Annotated in this window: 17 protein-coding genes, 1 tRNA gene and 1 pseudogene; 13 read left to right on the forward strand and 6 right to left on the reverse strand. The window is 70.0% G+C overall.

All coding sequences use genetic code 11. The features are described 5' to 3' along the window. The 11 genes and pseudogenes from AB0H78_RS36375 to AB0H78_RS36425 form a co-directional block, all read left to right on the forward strand. A pseudogene (locus tag AB0H78_RS36375) lies at positions 1-185 on the forward strand (NADH-quinone oxidoreductase subunit C); the annotation flags it as partial. Beyond that, complete coding sequence (locus tag AB0H78_RS36380; protein WP_363239110.1) at positions 182-1,150, forward strand: complex I subunit 1 family protein; 969 nt, start codon at positions 182-184, stop codon at positions 1,148-1,150. The pseudogene AB0H78_RS36375 and the gene AB0H78_RS36380, both read left to right, overlap by 4 nt. A gap of 2 nt (positions 1,151-1,152) precedes the next feature. After that, a complete protein-coding gene (locus AB0H78_RS36385; protein ID WP_363239111.1) occupies positions 1,153-1,698 on the forward strand; it encodes an NADH-quinone oxidoreductase subunit I in 546 nt (181 codons plus the stop codon). Then, entirely contained in the window at positions 1,695-2,276 is a 582-nt protein-coding gene (locus AB0H78_RS36390; protein ID WP_363239112.1) for an NADH-quinone oxidoreductase subunit J, read from the forward strand. The genes AB0H78_RS36385 and AB0H78_RS36390 overlap by 4 nt, the downstream gene beginning before the upstream one ends. After that, positions 2,276-2,653, forward strand: coding sequence for an NADH-quinone oxidoreductase subunit NuoK (gene nuoK, locus AB0H78_RS36395; protein ID WP_363239113.1), 378 nt, complete (start codon positions 2,276-2,278; stop codon positions 2,651-2,653). Before AB0H78_RS36390 ends, nuoK begins: the two co-directional genes overlap by 1 nt. Beyond that, positions 2,650-4,653, forward strand: coding sequence for an NADH-quinone oxidoreductase subunit L (locus tag AB0H78_RS36400; protein ID WP_363239114.1), 2,004 nt, complete (start codon positions 2,650-2,652; stop codon positions 4,651-4,653). Before nuoK ends, AB0H78_RS36400 begins: the two co-directional genes overlap by 4 nt. Before the next feature lie 27 nt (positions 4,654-4,680). Next, the gene (locus tag AB0H78_RS36405; protein WP_363239177.1) at positions 4,681-6,231 is read left to right on the forward strand and encodes an NADH-quinone oxidoreductase subunit M; all 1,551 of its coding nucleotides are present in this window, start codon (positions 4,681-4,683) and stop codon (positions 6,229-6,231) included. Continuing rightward, positions 6,228-7,709 carry an NADH-quinone oxidoreductase subunit N gene (locus AB0H78_RS36410; RefSeq protein WP_363239115.1) on the forward strand — a complete coding sequence of 494 codons (1,482 nt, stop codon included), beginning with the start codon at positions 6,228-6,230 and terminating at the stop codon, positions 7,707-7,709. The genes AB0H78_RS36405 and AB0H78_RS36410 overlap by 4 nt, the downstream gene beginning before the upstream one ends. 68 nt (positions 7,710-7,777) lie before the next feature. Further along, complete coding sequence (locus AB0H78_RS36415; protein WP_363239116.1) at positions 7,778-8,236, forward strand: MscL family protein; 459 nt, start codon at positions 7,778-7,780, stop codon at positions 8,234-8,236. 133 nt (positions 8,237-8,369) lie between these two features. Then, positions 8,370-9,230: a zinc metalloprotease HtpX gene (htpX, locus tag AB0H78_RS36420; RefSeq protein WP_363239117.1), complete on the forward strand. Its 861-nt coding sequence runs from the start codon at positions 8,370-8,372 to the stop codon at positions 9,228-9,230. Further along, a complete protein-coding gene (locus AB0H78_RS36425; protein WP_363239118.1) occupies positions 9,227-9,619 on the forward strand; it encodes a YccF domain-containing protein in 393 nt (130 codons plus the stop codon). Before htpX ends, AB0H78_RS36425 begins: the two co-directional genes overlap by 4 nt. A 10-nt stretch (positions 9,620-9,629) precedes the next feature. On the opposite strand, the gene AB0H78_RS36430 is transcribed toward AB0H78_RS36425, so the two are convergent. Further along, complete coding sequence (locus AB0H78_RS36430; protein ID WP_363239119.1) at positions 9,630-10,223, reverse strand: hypothetical protein; 594 nt, start codon at positions 10,221-10,223, stop codon at positions 9,630-9,632. A gap of 100 nt (positions 10,224-10,323) precedes the next feature. Between AB0H78_RS36430 and AB0H78_RS36435 the strand changes: the two genes are divergently transcribed. Then, positions 10,324-10,596 (forward strand): GlsB/YeaQ/YmgE family stress response membrane protein, encoded by a 273-nt coding sequence (locus AB0H78_RS36435; RefSeq protein ID WP_363239120.1) that lies wholly within the window; start codon positions 10,324-10,326, stop codon positions 10,594-10,596. Between the two features lie 31 nt (positions 10,597-10,627). On the opposite strand, the gene AB0H78_RS36440 is transcribed toward AB0H78_RS36435, so the two are convergent. The 3 genes from AB0H78_RS36440 to AB0H78_RS36450 all read right to left on the reverse strand — a co-directional run bounded on the left by AB0H78_RS36440 (position 10,628) and on the right by AB0H78_RS36450 (position 12,400). After that, positions 10,628-11,284, reverse strand: coding sequence for an alpha-ketoglutarate-dependent dioxygenase AlkB (locus AB0H78_RS36440; RefSeq protein ID WP_363239121.1), 657 nt, complete (start codon positions 11,282-11,284; stop codon positions 10,628-10,630). Further along, positions 11,281-11,787, reverse strand: coding sequence for a methylated-DNA--[protein]-cysteine S-methyltransferase (locus AB0H78_RS36445; protein WP_363239122.1), 507 nt, complete (start codon positions 11,785-11,787; stop codon positions 11,281-11,283). The genes AB0H78_RS36440 and AB0H78_RS36445 overlap by 4 nt, the downstream gene beginning before the upstream one ends. Positions 11,788-11,911: 124 nt before the next feature. Next, the gene (locus AB0H78_RS36450; RefSeq protein WP_363239123.1) at positions 11,912-12,400 is read right to left on the reverse strand and encodes a YajQ family cyclic di-GMP-binding protein; all 489 of its coding nucleotides are present in this window, start codon (positions 12,398-12,400) and stop codon (positions 11,912-11,914) included. 166 nt (positions 12,401-12,566) lie between these two features. Between AB0H78_RS36450 and AB0H78_RS36455 the strand changes: the two genes are divergently transcribed. After that, positions 12,567-12,648: transfer RNA gene (locus AB0H78_RS36455), tRNA-Tyr, on the forward strand. Between the two features lie 88 nt (positions 12,649-12,736). Here the strand turns inward: AB0H78_RS36455 and AB0H78_RS36460 are convergent. Continuing rightward, on the reverse strand, positions 12,737-13,393 hold the full coding sequence (locus AB0H78_RS36460) for an SDR family oxidoreductase (RefSeq protein WP_363239124.1): 657 nt from the start codon (positions 13,391-13,393) through the stop codon (positions 12,737-12,739). A 34-nt stretch (positions 13,394-13,427) separates the two neighbouring features. Then, entirely contained in the window at positions 13,428-14,660 is a 1,233-nt protein-coding gene (locus tag AB0H78_RS36465; RefSeq protein ID WP_363239125.1) for an amidohydrolase family protein, read from the reverse strand. Positions 14,661-14,758: the final 98 nt, after the last annotated feature.

The raw sequence follows: 14,758 nt of genomic DNA on the forward strand, positions 1-14,758 counted from the left end.
GCGCCGATTCCCGCGAACAGGGGGCGCTTGGCCGTACGCAGCCGGTCGTGGCCGGCACCGGTGAGCTGGCGGCGTACGTGGGCGCCCCCGAAACCCCCAACGCACCTGCACCCGCCGAACCCAACCCCACCCCTGACGACGACAAGCCCCACCCCGACACCCCCGCCGGAGGCGATACCGCGTGAACGACGTACTCGACGTCGCCCTCCGGCTGATCATCGTCTTCGCCGTCTTCCTCGTGCTGCCCCTGGTCGTAGGCCAGACCGAGCACAAGGTCATGGCCCACATGCAGGGCCGCCTCGGCCCCATGTACGCGGGCGGCTTCCACGGCTGGGCCCAACTCGTCGCCGACGGCGTGAAGTTCGCGCAGAAGGAAGACATCGTCCCGGCCGAGGCCGACCGCCGCATCTTCCAGCTCGCCCCCGCCGTGGCCCTCCTCCCGTACCTCCTGGTCCTCGTCGCGATCCCGATCGGCCCTGGCGAGGGCGCGGTCGGCCAGGTAGTCGACGCGGGCATCTTCTTCGTCCTCGCCGTCATGGGCGTCGGCGTGCTCGGCTCCCTCATGGCGGGCTGGGCATCGGCGAACAAGTTCAGCCTCCTCGGCGGCCTCCGCACCGCCGCCCAGCTCCTCGCGTACGAACTCCCCATGCTGCTCACCGCCGCCTCGGTCGCGATGGCGGCGGGCACGGTCTCGCTCCCCGGCATCCTCGACGCCTTCGCGTGGTGGTGGATCCCGTGGCAGATCGTCGGCGGCCTGGTCTTCTTCACCGCGGGCCTCGCCGAACTCCAGCGCCCGCCCTTCGACATGCCGGTGGCCGACTCGGAGATCATCTTCGGCGCGTACACCGAGTACACCGGGCTCCGTTTCGCGCTCTTCCTCCTCGCCGAGTACGCGGGCATCGTCGTCCTCTGCGGCCTCACCGCCGTCCTCTTCCTCGGCGGCTGGCACGGCCCGTGGGGGAGTGACGGACTCGGCTGGGTCTGGATGCTCCTGAAAACCGCGGTCCTCGCCTTCGGCGTGATCTGGCTCCGGGTCACCTACCCGCGCCTGCGCGAGGACCAGCTGCAGAAGCTCGCCTGGACCGTACTCATCCCGCTCGCGCTCGCCCAGATCGCGCTCACCGGCATCGTGAAGGTGGCGATCTCCTAGCCATGTCCCCCATCCCCGGATCCGGCCTCGCCAAGGGCCTGGCCGTCACCCTCCGCACGATGACGAAGAAGACCGTCACCGAGCAGTACCCCGAGGTGCAGCCCGAACTCCCGCCCCGTACCCGCGGCGTGATCGGCCTCTTCGAGGAGAACTGCACGGTCTGCATGCTCTGCGCCCGCGAGTGCCCCGACTGGTGCATCTACATCGACTCCCACAAGGAGACGACGCCGGCGGCCACCCCCGGCGGCCGCGAGCGCAGCCGCAACGTCCTCGACCGCTTCGCGATCGACTTCTCGCTCTGCATGTACTGCGGGATCTGCATCGAGGTCTGCCCCTTCGACGCGCTGTTCTGGTCGCCGGAGTTCGAGTACGCGGAGACCGACATCCACGAACTGACCCACGAGCGCGACAAGCTCCGCGAGTGGATGTGGACCGTCCCGGCCCCGCCCGCGCTCGACCCGGGAGCCGAGGAGCCGAAGGAGATCGCCGCGGCCCGCAAGGCGGCGGAGAAGCTGGCAGCCCAGCAGGAGCAGGGGGGCCCGGCATGAAGACCCTTGCCGCAGCAAGCCACCCCGGCTTCCTCTCGCCCTCCGGCGTGGAGATCGCGTTCCTCCTCATCGGCCTCGTCACCTTCGGCGCGGCCGTCATGACGGTCACCACCAAGCACCTCGTCCACGCCGCACTCTGGCTGGTCGTGACGCTGGGCGGCCTGGCCGGTACGTACCTCCTCCTCACGGCGGAGTTCATCGCCTGGGTCCAGGTCCTGATCTACGTCGGCTCGGTCGTCGTCCTCCTCCTTTTCGGCCTGATGCTCACGAAGGCCCCCATCGGCCGTTCCCCGGACGCCGATTCGGGCAACCGCTGGGTCGCCCTGGCCGTGGCGCTCGCCGCGGCGGCATCCCTCGTCTGGGTCGTCGCCGACGCTTTCCGTACGACCTGGATCAACCTCGACGGCGCGACGGCGCAAGGTTCCACCAAGATCACCGGCGAAGTCCTCTTCCGCCACTGGGTCCTGCCCTTCGAAGCGCTGTCGGTCCTCCTCCTCGCCGCCCTGATCGGCGCGATCGTCCTGTCCCGCAAGGACACACCCGTCGACGCCGGCACCGAATCGGAGGCGAAGAGCTGATGCACCTCGTCTATCCCGCCGTGCTCTCCGCCCTCCTGTTCTGCACGGGGCTGTACGGAGTCCTCGCCCGCCGCAACGTGATCCTGGTCCTGATGGCCGTCGAGCTGATGCTCAACGCCGTCAACCTCAACCTGGTCGCCTTCGACGTCTGGCTGCGCGACAAGCTCCACTCCGGACAGGCCCTCACCCTCTTCACGATCGCCATCGCCGCCGCCGAGATCGGCATCGGCATGGCGATCGTCCTGGCGGTCTACCGCAACCGCTCCACCTCGGCGATCGACGCACTGCGCGACACCGCCGAAGGCAGCGACCCCAGCGATCCCAGCGCAACCGACGCCGCAACCGACGCCGACGAGAAGGCCGAGGCCGCCGCGTGACCACCACGACCCTCGCCGTCCTCGTCCCCCTCCTCCCGTTCCTCGGCGCCGCCGCAGGTCTCTTCCTCGGCCGCACCGCGCCCGGCTTCGTACGCCCCCTCGCGGTCCTCCCCACCCTGGCCGCGGCAGCCTTCGCGATCACCCTCGCCACCCGCCAGGGCAGCGGAAAGACGCTCGACGCCGCGACCCGCCTGACCCCGACCGGCTCGGTCCCCATCGACCTGTCCCTGCACATCGACGGCTTCGCCGCCCTGGTCGCGATCCTGGTGACGGTCGTCGCGACCTGCGTGCAGATCTACTCGACGGGCTACCTCCGCGACGACCCCCGCTACCCCTCCTACGCGGCCCTGGTCTCGCTCTTCACCTCCGCGATGCTCCTGGTCGTCTACTCCGGCGACCTGATGGTTCTCCTGGTCGGCTGGGAAATCATGGGCATCTGCTCGTACTTCCTCGTCGGCCACTACTGGGAGACGCCCGAAGCCCGCGCCGCCTCCCTCAAGGCCTTCCTGGTCACCAAGCTCGGTGATGTCCCCTTCCTGATCGGCCTGTTCGCGCTCGCCACCGACGCCGGGACCTTCCGGATCACCGGCATCCTGCAGACGGTCGCCGACGGCGGACTGACCCACCCCACCCTGATCGCCCTGCTCCTGCTCGCGGGCGTCGCGGGCAAGTCGGCCCAGTTCCCGCTCCACACCTGGCTGCCCGACGCGATGGCCGGCCCCACCCCGGTCTCCGCGCTGATCCACGCCGCGACGATGGTCGCCGCCGGCATCTACTTCGTGGCCCGCCTCCTCCCCGTCTTCGCCGCCTCCCAGGCAGCCCTCACCGTCCTCGCCGTGATGGCCGCGGTCACCATGGTCGGCTCGGCACTCGCCGCCCTCGCCCAGGACGACATCAAACGCGTCCTCGCGTACTCGACGATCGGCCAGCTCGGCTACATGTCCGGCGCGCTGGCCGTCGGCGACCGCTCGGCCGCCGTCTTCCACCTCCTCTCCCACGGCGCGTTCAAAGCGCTCCTCTTCCTCGGCGCCGGCGTGATCATCCACGCCGCCGGCACCAACTCCCTCTCGGCGATGTCCCGTACGGGCAGCCTCGCCAAGCGCATCCCCGACGCGTTCTGGACGATGTCCATCGCCCTGCTCGCGCTCGCCGCGATCCCGCCCTTCGCCGGCTTCTTCTCCAAGGAATCGGTCCTGGTCGCCGCCGAGCACACCGCGTTCGGCGACAGCCACATCGCCCCGACGGGCGCGGGCTGGACCGTTCTGCTCGCAGGCCTCGCCACCGCCCTCCTCACCGGCGCGTACGCCACCCGCCTGTGGCTGATGGCCTTCCGCGGCAGCGGCCCCGAAGCCCCCGACCACGGCAAGCAGCCCGCCGTCATGAACGCCGTGCTCTGGGTGCTGGCCGTCCCCTCCATCGGCTTCGGCCTCAGCGCGGGCGCGATCACCGACTGGTTCGACGGCCACACCCTCTCGCCGTCCCTCACCACCTCCGTCCTCGGTACGGGAGTCGCCCTCGTCGGCGGCCTCCTCACCTACGGCGCCTGGCGCGCGGTCCACTTCAAGGAGGGCGCGGCCACCCCTCTCGGCGCGGTAGCCGCTCACCCCGAAGCGGACCCGGCCACCTCGGAGATCGAAGCGATCGCCACGCACACCCAGGCGTACGGCGACATCGCTTCGGCCCCCGACCCCTCGGACCCCGGCCGACTCCTCCTGGGCCCGCTCCACCGCCACGCGGCCGCGGGCTTCCACGTCGACGCGGTCTACGACGCCCTGTTCGTGCGCCCCGTCCTGGCCGCCGCGAAGCTGGTCCGCTTCCTCGACCGCGAGGTCGTCGACACCTACGTACGAGGAGCGGGCGCCGTCCCGCGCTGGCTGGGATACCTGGTCCGCCGCGCCCAGACCGGCAATCTGCAGACCTATCTGAGCGCCCTGCTCGCCGGCTCGGTCGTCCTGGCGATCGCCGCAGTCACCCTCGCCAACGTCTACGCCGGATCGTGAGCCGTGATCGATATCAATGCATCAGTGATGCAGTTCCTTCTCGCGTTCACCGTCGCCGGTCCGCTCATCGGCGCCGCCGCGGCCCTTCTCCCGGCCCCGCCCGGGCTGAAGGGGAAGTCACCCGACCAGGCGGTCCTGCGCCACGGCGTGGTGGTCACCGGAGTCGTGCTCATCGCCGCGATCGTCCTCGCGCTCGGCTTCGACCACCCCTCCACGATGCAGGCCACCACCGACATCACCTGGATCAAGGCGCTCGGCGTCCACATCCACCTCGGTGTCGACGGCATCTCGCTCCCCCTCCTGCTCCTGACCGCGCTGCTGACCTTCCTCTGCGCGCTCTACAGCTACTTCAAGCTCCCCCAAGGCCCGTCCCCCAAGGCCTTCGTGGCGCTTCTCCTGCTCCTCGAGTCCGGCACCCTCGCCACCTTCGCCGTACTCGACCTGATGCTTTTCTTCCTCGCCTTCGAGATGGTCCTCATCCCGATGTACTTCCTCATCGCCCGCTGGGGCGGCGCCCAACGTCAGGCCGCAGCCTGGAAGTTCATCCTCTACACCCTCCTCGGCTCCGTCGTCATGCTGCTCGGCCTGCTCCTCATCGGTCTGAAAAGCGGCACATTCGACATGGTGGCACTCGCCACTGACAACGGCCGCGGTCTCACCCACACCACCGAGGTCATCGCGGTCCTCGCCATCGCGATCGGCCTCGCGATCAAGACCCCGATGTGGCCGCTCCACAGCTGGCTCCCCGACGCCCACACCGCGGCCCCCACCGTCGGCTCGGTCCTCCTCGCGGGCGTCATGCTGAAGATGGGCACGTACGGCTTCGTCCGCATCGCCCTGCCCATCGCCCCCGACGGCATGCACACCTTCGCGCCGTACCTCGCGGCCTTCGCGGTCGCCGGAATCATCTACGGATCCCTCGCCTGCATCGCCCTGGTCCGTCCCGGCGCCAAGGGCGACCTCAAGCGCCTCATCGCGTACTCCTCCGTCGGCCACATGGGCTTCGTGCTCCTCGGCATCGCCTCGATGACCCCCACCGGCGTCAACGGCGCGCTGTTCGCCAACATCGCCCACGGCCTCATCACCGGCCTCCTCTTCTTCCTGGTCGGAGCGGTGAAGGACCGATACGGCACGGCGGACCTCGACACCCTCGCCGGCACCACAGGAGCAGCGCTCTACGGCAGGGCCCCCCGCCTCGGCGGCCTCGTCGCCTTCGCCGCCGTGGCCTCCCTCGGCCTTCCGGGCCTGGCCGGTTTCTGGGGCGAGATGCTGACCCTCTTCGGCGCCTTCGACCCGGCCCCCGGACTCAGCCGCCCCGCCTTTCTCACCTTCATGGCGATCGGCGCGGTCGGCACCCTCCTCACGGCCGCGTACATGCTCCAGGTGGTCCGCCGCGTCTGCATGGGCGCGCAGCCCGCAACGGACAACGCCCAGCACATCCCCGACCTCCAGGGCTACGAGTTCGCCGCCTGGACCCCCCTCGCTGCCCTCACCGTCCTCGCCGGCCTCTGGCCCGCGGCCCTCCTCGGCCTCTCCGACCCGGCCGTCCAGAAGCTTCTCGCAGGAGGCAAGGCATGAGCTCCCTCGTCCAGTCCGTCGACTGGGTAGCCATCGCGCCCCCCACGATCGCCGCCGCGACCGCCCTGATCGTCCTGGTCACGGACCTGTTCGTCGCGGAGAACCGCAAGCCCCTCCTCGGCGCGATCTCGATCACCGGCCTGGTCGCGTCCCTCCTCGCCCTCATCCCGCTCTACGAGCACAAGCGCCGCACCTTCTGCCTCACCACGGACCCCGCCGCCTGCAGCTACACCGTGGACCGCTTCGCCTTCGCCATCCAGGTCCTGGTCCTGGCAGGCGCGCTCCTCACCGCGCTGCTCTCCCTCACCCCGACAGCCGAGAAGAAGCTCCCCGCAGGGGAGTACTGGTTCCTGCTCCTCTCCTCGGCCTCCGGTGCGGCGCTGCTCCCCGCCTCCCGCGACCTCGCCACCCTCGTGGTCGCCCTCGAAGTGGCCTCGCTCCCCGCCTTCGCCCTCGTAGGCCTCAAGCGCGGCGACGCACGCTCCTCCGAAGCGGCCCTCAAGTTCTTCCTCTCCTCGGTCACCGCGACAGCAGTGATGCTCCTGGGCATCAGCTTCATCTACGCGACGACCGGCACCCTCTACCTCAACCGCATCGCCGACGCCCAGATCGACCCCCAGCTGGAGACCCTCACCCAGGCCGGCGTCGTCCTCACCCTGGTCGGCTTCGCCTTCAAAACAGCGGCGGTCCCCTTCCACTTCTGGGTCCCCGACACCTACGTGGGCGCCCCACTGCCCATCGCCGCGTACCTCTCCGTGGTCGGCAAGGCGGTCGGCTTCTCCGGCCTCATCCTCGTCACGGTCATGGCGTTCCCCGCGTACGCCGACGTCTGGGGCCCGGCGATCGCGGTCCTCGCCGCCCTCACGATGACGGTCGGGAACGTAGCGGCCCTGCGCCAGATCGCCACCCGCTCCCACAGCGCCGTACGCCTCCTGGCCTGGTCCTCCGTGGCCCAGGCCGGCTACCTCCTGGTCCCGATCGCGGCAGCCGCGTACACCTCGGACGACGAGGTGGGCGCCACCGTCGGATACGCCCTGATGTACGCGGTCGTGAACCTCGGCGCCTTCGCCGTAGTGGCCCTCGTCTCCCGTACGAACCCCGAGAACCGCATCTCCGACTACCGCGGCCTCTACGCCACCCGCCCCCTCGCCGCCCTCGCAATGGCCTTCTTCCTGCTCTGCCTCGCAGGCCTGCCCCCGGGCATCATCGGCCTCTTCGCGAAGGTCACGGTCTTCCAGGCGGCGGTCGACGCCCGCCTGGGCTGGCTCGCGGTGATCATGGCGGCGAACGTCGTCATCGCCCTCTACTACTACCTCCAGTGGACGGCGGCGCTCTTCAGAGCCCCCGAAGGCGAAGCGACGAAGCATCGCGCCCCCACAGCGATCACTGCCGCGATCGCCCTCGCGGCAGCCGCGGCAGTCGTCCTCTCCGGTGTCCCGGAGCTGGTGCTGCGCTACGCGTCCGTCACCCTCTTCTGAGGTTTGCTACGGTCGCGGGCTGAATGTCCCCCACCTTCCGTCCCCCCCCACGCATCAAGGAGAAGGCAGTGCTGACCGGCTTCAAGGAATTCATCCTCCGCGGAAACGTCATATCCATGGCGGTCGGCCTCGCGGTCGGTTCGGCCTTCACCGCCGTGGTCACCGCGTTCAGCACAGCGTTCATCACCCCGCTGATCGGCATGGCGACCCACTCCACGATGGGTGATTTCAGCAAGGCCCATTTCACGCTGCACGGCTCGCACTTCAACTACGGCGTCCTGATCAACGCCTCCGTGGCCTTCCTCATCACCGCGGCGGTCCTCTACTTCGCCGTCATAGCGCCCCTCGCCAAGATCCAGTCCCGGTTCACCAGCGACAAGCCGGTCGACATCAAGGCCGCCCTGCGCGACTGCCCGCGCTGCTACACGGAGATCCCGGCCATCGCCTCCCGCTGCGCCCACTGCACCAGCGAGATCAAGCCCGACCCCGAGGCGCTGGCCATGGCGGAGCTCCCCGCTCCGCGCTGACACCCGTACGGCGGACACGGCCGCCCGCGCGCACAAGGGAACTAGGACCCTCTGCCTGGCGTTGACCAGTACAGAAGGGTCCACTGGAGACAACCGCAAAGGGTTCCCCTGCCGCACCATTTGGAGGGCTACCGTGCACCGCCGGCACAACGGACTGAGGACAGCTGTACTCCTCGGGGGCCTCTCGGCCCTCATCCTCGTCATCGGAAGCTTCTTCGGCCGTACGGGCTTGATCGTCGCGCTCCTCATCGCGCTCGGCACCAACGCCTACGCCTACTGGAACAGCGACAAGCTCGCCCTGCGCGCGATGCGGGCACGCCCGGTCAGTGAGTTCGAGGCCCCCGAGCTCTACCGCATGGTCCGCGAGCTCTCCACGGCCGCGCGCCAGCCCATGCCCCGCCTCTACATCTCCCCGACCCAGGCCCCGAACGCCTTCGCGACCGGCCGCAACCCGCGCAATGCCGCGGTCTGCTGCACGGAAGGCATCCTCCAGATCCTGGACGAGCGCGAGCTCAGGGGCGTGATCGGCCACGAACTGAGCCATGTCTACAACCGAGACATCCTCATCGCCTCGGTAGCGGGAGCCCTGGCCTCGGTCGTCATGTTCCTGGTCAACTTCGCCTGGCTGATCCCCATAGGGCGCTCGGACGACGACGACGGCCCCGGCCTCCTGGGCATGCTCCTGATCATGATCCTCGGCCCCCTGGCGGCCACCGTGATCCAGATGGCGGTCAGCCGCTCCCGCGAGTACGAAGCGGACGCCTCCGGAGCCCAGCTCACCGGCGACCCGCTCGCCCTGGCCAGCGCCCTGCACAAACTGGAACTCGGCACCAAGCAGCTGCCGCTGCCGCCCGAGCCCCGTATCGAGACCGCGAGCCACATGATGATCGCGAACCCGTTCCGCCCGGGCCAGGGTCTCTCCAAGATGTTCTCCACGCACCCGCCCATGGCAGAACGCATCGCCCGACTCGAGAAAATGGCAGGCCGCCCGTGAAGACCATCCTGAACGTCATCTGGCTGATCCTCTGCGGCTTCTGGATGTTCCTCGGCTACATGCTGGCCGGGCTCCTGCTGTGCATCACGATCATCGGCATCCCCTTCGGCCTGGCCGCGTTCCGCATCGGTATCTACGCCCTCTGGCCCTTCGGCCACATGGCAGTGGACCGCCACGACGCGGGCGCCCCGTCCTGCATCGGCAATGTCCTCTGGCTGATCCTGGCGGGCTGGTGGCTGGCGCTGGGCCACCTCTTCACGGGCATCGCGCTGTGCATCACGATCATCGGCATCCCGCTGGGCCTGGCCAACTTCAAGCTGATCCCGCTCTCCCTGATGCCCCTGGGCAAGGAAATCGTCCCCACGGACCAGCCCTTCGCCACCCGCTGACCGGCCGGCTTCAGAGCTCGCGCGCCCAGACAGCCTTCCAACGGGCACCCTGCTCGATCGCCGACGAGCGATCGCTGGGGGGCTCGATGCGTTTGGACCGCTGCACCCCGCATCCGGTGCACAGTTCGTACGTGCCGTAGCCGCTGTTCCACAGCATCCCGGGCGGCCCCAGCCCGCATGCGCGGCACAGGGGGCCGTCGTCCGGTGCACTCAGTACCCGGGCGACGACCACGGGCAGCGGATCGCGCGGATGCAGTTCCGGCGCCGGGCAGTACGCGATCTGCCCCCATCTGCGCCAGCTGTCCCCGGCCGCCGCTCCCCGAAGCCCCGCCTGCTTCTCCCGTCGCCGACGGGCAGCGTAGAGACGCGTGTCGGGCAGCCAGAGCTCGCGTGCCGCGTGCAACTCCTCGACTGCCCGCACCAACGCCGCAGGATCGTCCGCCAGCCGCCCCGGTATGCCCGCGCTCCGTACGAGGTGGTGGTACGTGGCCCGAAAGCCGTACGGCGCGAAGCGCTCCAGGCAGGTCCGCAGGTTGCTCAATCTCCGGTACGGAGGCAGCGCTTCGTCGTACACCCGCAGCCGATGCGTCGTAAATGAGCTCATGCCGTCACCACTCCCCACCGCACCACGGCGATCCCCGCAACCACGCCCACACACCCCGACGTCCCTGTTTACAACACCGTACGGAAGGCAGGCTCAGCCCATGGGAATCCTCAGCTGGATCGCACTAGGCCTCCTCGCAGGCGCCATCGCCAAGATCCTGCTGCCCGGCCGTGACCCGGGCGGCCTGATCGGCACCACCCTCATCGGCATCGCAGGCGCCTTCATAGGCGGCTGGATGGCCTCCCACTTCTGGCACCACCCCGTGGCCAAGCACTTCTACGACGGCGCCACCTGGGTCTCCGCCATCGGCGGCGCACTGGTCCTGCTCATCGCGTACCGCCTGATCTTCGGCAACTCCCGAGACCGGCGCTGAACCGGTCCTGAACCGCCGCTGAACCGGCCGTTCACCCAAGCCCCGTCTCCCGCAAGGTGATGTTCAGTCGCCCAGCGACCCCCAGCCCCGGATCACCGGTCCCCGGCATCACCTTCGGCACCCCGTGGAACGCGAACCGCGAGTCCCCACCGAAGACGAAAAGATCCCCGGACTCCAACTCCACGTCCGTATAAGGCCGCCCGCGCCCCTCCACGTTCCCGAACCGGAACACGCACGTGTCGCCCAGGCTCAGCGACACCACAGGAGCCCACCCGGCCCGCTCCTCCTTGTCCTGGTGCATCCCCATGCGCGCGTCACCGTCGTAGAAATTCACCAGCGCCGCATCGGGCGCGTAAGCCCCAGCATCCCCATAAGCCTCAACAACAGCGGCCCGCCCCAACTCCACCAACCACCCCGGCAGTTCGGCGACCCGAGCCCCATTCACATCACCCGCCACACGCGCATACCGGTACGGCTGCCAGTGCCACCCCAGACACACCGTCTGTACGGACATGACCCCGCCCCCCGGCAGCACCGTGCGCCGCATCGGCACGGGCCCCCGCGCCCACTCCCGGCACGCCCCGACCAACTCCCGCTGCCGCTCAGCCGAGAGCCACCCGGGCACATGCACCGCGCCCGGCGCGACCTCCGTACGACTGCGGTCCCGCGGAAACAGTGCCCCGCTCACGCCACCAAAGCCCCTTCGAGCTCCAGCAGAGCCTGCTTCCGCTCGATCCCGCCCGCGTACCCGCGCAGCGCCCCGTCCGCCCCGATCACCCGGTGGCAGGGCCGCACGACCAGCAGCGGATTGCGCCCGATGGCAGTCCCCACAGCCCTGACCCCGGCCCCGGCGGACATCCCGATCCGGGTCGCGATCTCCCCGTACGAAACGGTCTCCCCATACGCCAGCCCCTCCAGCGCACCCCACACGCGCCGCTGGAAGTCGCTGCCGCCCGCACCGAATTCAAGCTCGAACCGGGTCAACTCCCCGTCGAAATAAGCCTCGAGCTGCTCAGCGACAGCCCCAAAGACCTCCGGCGCGCGCCGCCACCCGTCCTCGACGACCGCGCCACCCTTCTGCCCGGGCACGGAGAGCGACGTCAGCGCCACCCCGCCCGGCGCCGTGGCCGACTCCTCGCCGACCAGCAGCAGCTCACCCAGCGGGCTGTGCACCGTCCCGTAGAACGTCATCACCACCGCCTCCTTCCCTCGCAGCGCCCCGGCAGCGAATCCGCCGGGACATCTACGAGTCTGCGACCCCCGCACCGCCACGGCTGGCGGTTTCCGGACATCGCATCCATCCCACAGCCACCGCTCAGCGGTAGTTCACGAACTGGATCGCGAACTCGAAGTCCTTCTCCTTGAGCAGCGACTGCACAGCCTGCAGGTCGTCACGGCTCTTGGAGGAAACCCGCAGCTCATCGCCCTGCACCTGCGCCTTGACGCCCTTGGGGCCCTCATCGCGGATGGCCTTGGCGACCTTCTTCGCGTTGTCCTGGGAGATGCCCTCCTCGATCGTCGCGAAGAGCTTGTACTCCTTGCCGGAGAGCTGCGGCTCACCCGCGTCGAGCGACTTCAGCGAGATCCCGCGCTTGATCAGCTTGGTCTGGAAGATGTCGAGGATCGCGAGCACCCGCTCCTCGCCGCTGGCCTGCATCTGGATCTTCTCGCCGGACCACTCGATGGAGGCACCGGTGCCCTTGAAGTCGTAACGCTGCGAGATCTCCTTGGCGGCCTGGTTGAGGGCGTTGTCGACCTCCTGCCGCTCGACCTTCGAGACGATGTCGAAACTGGAGTCGGCCATGTCCTGTGGCTCCTTGTATCGGGATACGTATTCGGGTGCACAAGCCTAGTGGGGCCCTGGTGGGGTGGGGCACTGATCAATCGGGTGGCGGACCACCCCCACCCATCGGGTATCGTTTACGTCGTTGCCCCGGAACGCCGCAAGGCGGACTCGGACGACAACCCTTGGCGATGTGCCCGAGTGGCCAAAGGGAGCAGACTGTAAATCTGCCGGCTCAGCCTACCCAGGTTCGAACCCTGGCGTCGCCACAGGAAATCAGCCCCTGACCAGCAATGGTCAGGGGCTGTTCTGTTTCCCCGGCCCGGCCCGCCCCGGCGCAGGCCCGGCCATCCGGCCTCAGTTCCCGGCCACGGACTTCACCGCCACCGCCACCGGCACGGACCCGCCGATCAGCTCCAGCGTCAGCCCCGCCGTGGCCGGACTCTCCACCAGCTCCGCGAGCACCGCCGCCACATCGTCCCGCGGCACAGAACCACGCCCCGTCCGCGCCTCCAGCCGTACGAGACCGGTCCCCGCGTCGTCGGTCAGCGCGCCGGGCCGCAGGATCGTCCACTCCAGGCCGGCCCGCCGCCGTACCTCCTCGTCGGCCGCACCCTTCGCCCGCAGATACGCGTCGAAGACCTCGTCGCCCTCACGCTCCGTGTCCGCCCCCATGGACGAGACCACCAGATACCGCCGCACCCCGGCACGCTCGGCCGCATCGGCGAAGAGCACCGCCGCGTCGCGGTCCACGGTGTCCTTCCGCTCCACGCTGCTGCCGGGCCCCGCGCCCGCCGCGAAGACCGCCGCGTCGGCGCCCTTCAGCGCCTCGGCGACCTGCTCCACGGAAGCCGATTCCAGATCGAGCACGACCGGTTCGGCACCCGCCGACCTCAGGTCCTCGCTCTGTCCCTCGGCGCGGATGATGCCCGCGACCTCATCACCGCGTGCGGCGAGCAAACGCTCCAGCCGCAGCGCGATCTGACCATGTCCACCTGCGATGACAATGCGCATGTTTCCGACCGTACGCCCGCGAAGCGCCCCGCGCTCACGAAGCCGTGTCCGACCGCCCCTGACGCGGCAGTTCGAGGGCGACGGCCACCGCCGAATCGCAGTACTCCCGCACCGCGCTCGTCCGCGCGACCACCCGCCCGCGATGGACGACGATCCTGCTGTACGCCAGCGACAGCACGGCGTCCAGCCGCTCTCCCCGTACGGCCAGAAGCTCCGCCGGGAACCCCGCCTCCACCCGCACCTCGGCCAGGTCCATCGCCTCGCGCGCCGCCGAACTCACCGTCACGTACGCCTCGTTGACGCGCATCCCCGTCTGCGAGGCCAGCAGATAGGCGGCCTCCAGAGGATCCCCGCGCCCCACCGGATTGGCCGCGTCGCGCACCGCCCCGCTGCCCGCGGCGACCTGCACCCCGGCCGCCCGCAGCAGCCGTACGGGAGCGACCCCGCGCACCTCCCCGCACCCGCCCTGCGGCAGGCACACCACCCGCACCCCCGCGGCGGCGAGCTGGTCGGCGGCCCGGGTCGCCACGTCCAGCGGCAGCCGCGAGAGGCCGGCACAGGGCCCGAGCGTGACACCGCCGCGCAGTCCCCCGGCCATGGCAGCGAGCCGGGCGAGGCGGGCCGGATCGTCACCCTCCGTATGCAGATCGACGGAGCACCCGTGTTCGGCGGCGACGCCGAGCACCGCCTCCGCGTACCCCGTCGGATCGGGGTCCAGATCGGGGCAGCCGCCCACCGCCGCGGCGCCCATCTTCACCGCGTCCCGCAGTATCGCCAGTCCGTCGGCCCCCGCGACGCCCGTGAGCAGCCGGGGCACGGCGACCGCGGTCAGGTCCGCGAGCCCGCGCAGCGACCGCCGGGTCTTCAGCACGGCCTCCAGCGCCCCGAGGCCCTGGGCGTCCCCGATCCGTACGTGCGCGCGCTGGGCGGTGGCCCCGTGCCCGAGCTGCAGCAACGCGGCCTCCGTGGCGCGCCGCTGGACGTCTTCGGGTGCGTACGAAGGCGCCCGTGAGGCCGGCTCGTCCGCTGTGAGCGCGGTGTCGCTGTGGGCATGCGGTTCTGCGGGGGCGGGGAGCAGCAGATAGCCGGCGAGGTCGATCCGCGAACCGTGCGAGGGGAGGCTGCCCGCAGTGCCGACGGCTTCGATGCGCCCGGCGCCGAGCGATACGTCCACGGTCCGGCCGTCGGTGAGACGGGCACCGCAGAGCAGGAGAGCGGTGGTGCCGGCGGTGACGCCTTCGGGAGGCTGCGGCTGACTGTCGGGCATCGCGCTCCTCCTGGGGGCTGGTGGATCAAGATCACGCAGCGGTGGAGCGAGCCTAGAGCGAGGCCGGGCGCGCTTCGAGGAGGAGCGGAATAGTCGTA

This window comes from Streptomyces sp. NPDC050738, from assembly GCF_040654175.1.
Classification (GTDB): Bacteria; Actinomycetota; Actinomycetes; order Streptomycetales; family Streptomycetaceae; genus Streptomyces.

Bases quoted from the DNA above. Each gene is read 5' to 3' on its own strand.
- AB0H78_RS36405 (WP_363239177.1), top strand. From the start codon at position 4,681: ATGCAGTTCCTTCTCGCGTTCACCGTCGCCGGTCCGCTCATCGGCGCC.
- AB0H78_RS36410 (WP_363239115.1), top strand. From the start codon at position 6,228: ATGAGCTCCCTCGTCCAGTCCGTCGACTGGGTAGCCATCGCGCCCCCC.
- AB0H78_RS36460 (WP_363239124.1), bottom strand. From the start codon at position 13,393: ATGCGCATTGTCATCGCAGGTGGACATGGTCAGATCGCGCTGCGGCTG.
- AB0H78_RS36390 (WP_363239112.1), top strand. From the start codon at position 1,695: ATGAAGACCCTTGCCGCAGCAAGCCACCCCGGCTTCCTCTCGCCCTCC.
- AB0H78_RS36450 (WP_363239123.1), bottom strand. From the start codon at position 12,400: ATGGCCGACTCCAGTTTCGACATCGTCTCGAAGGTCGAGCGGCAGGAG.
- AB0H78_RS36465 (WP_363239125.1), bottom strand. From the start codon at position 14,660: ATGCCCGACAGTCAGCCGCAGCCTCCCGAAGGCGTCACCGCCGGCACC.
- AB0H78_RS36385 (WP_363239111.1), top strand. From the start codon at position 1,153: ATGTCCCCCATCCCCGGATCCGGCCTCGCCAAGGGCCTGGCCGTCACC.
- AB0H78_RS36435 (WP_363239120.1), top strand. From the start codon at position 10,324: ATGGGAATCCTCAGCTGGATCGCACTAGGCCTCCTCGCAGGCGCCATC.
- nuoK (WP_363239113.1), top strand. From the start codon at position 2,276: ATGCACCTCGTCTATCCCGCCGTGCTCTCCGCCCTCCTGTTCTGCACG.
- AB0H78_RS36445 (WP_363239122.1), bottom strand. From the start codon at position 11,787: ATGACGTTCTACGGGACGGTGCACAGCCCGCTGGGTGAGCTGCTGCTG.
- AB0H78_RS36430 (WP_363239119.1), bottom strand. From the start codon at position 10,223: ATGAGCTCATTTACGACGCATCGGCTGCGGGTGTACGACGAAGCGCTG.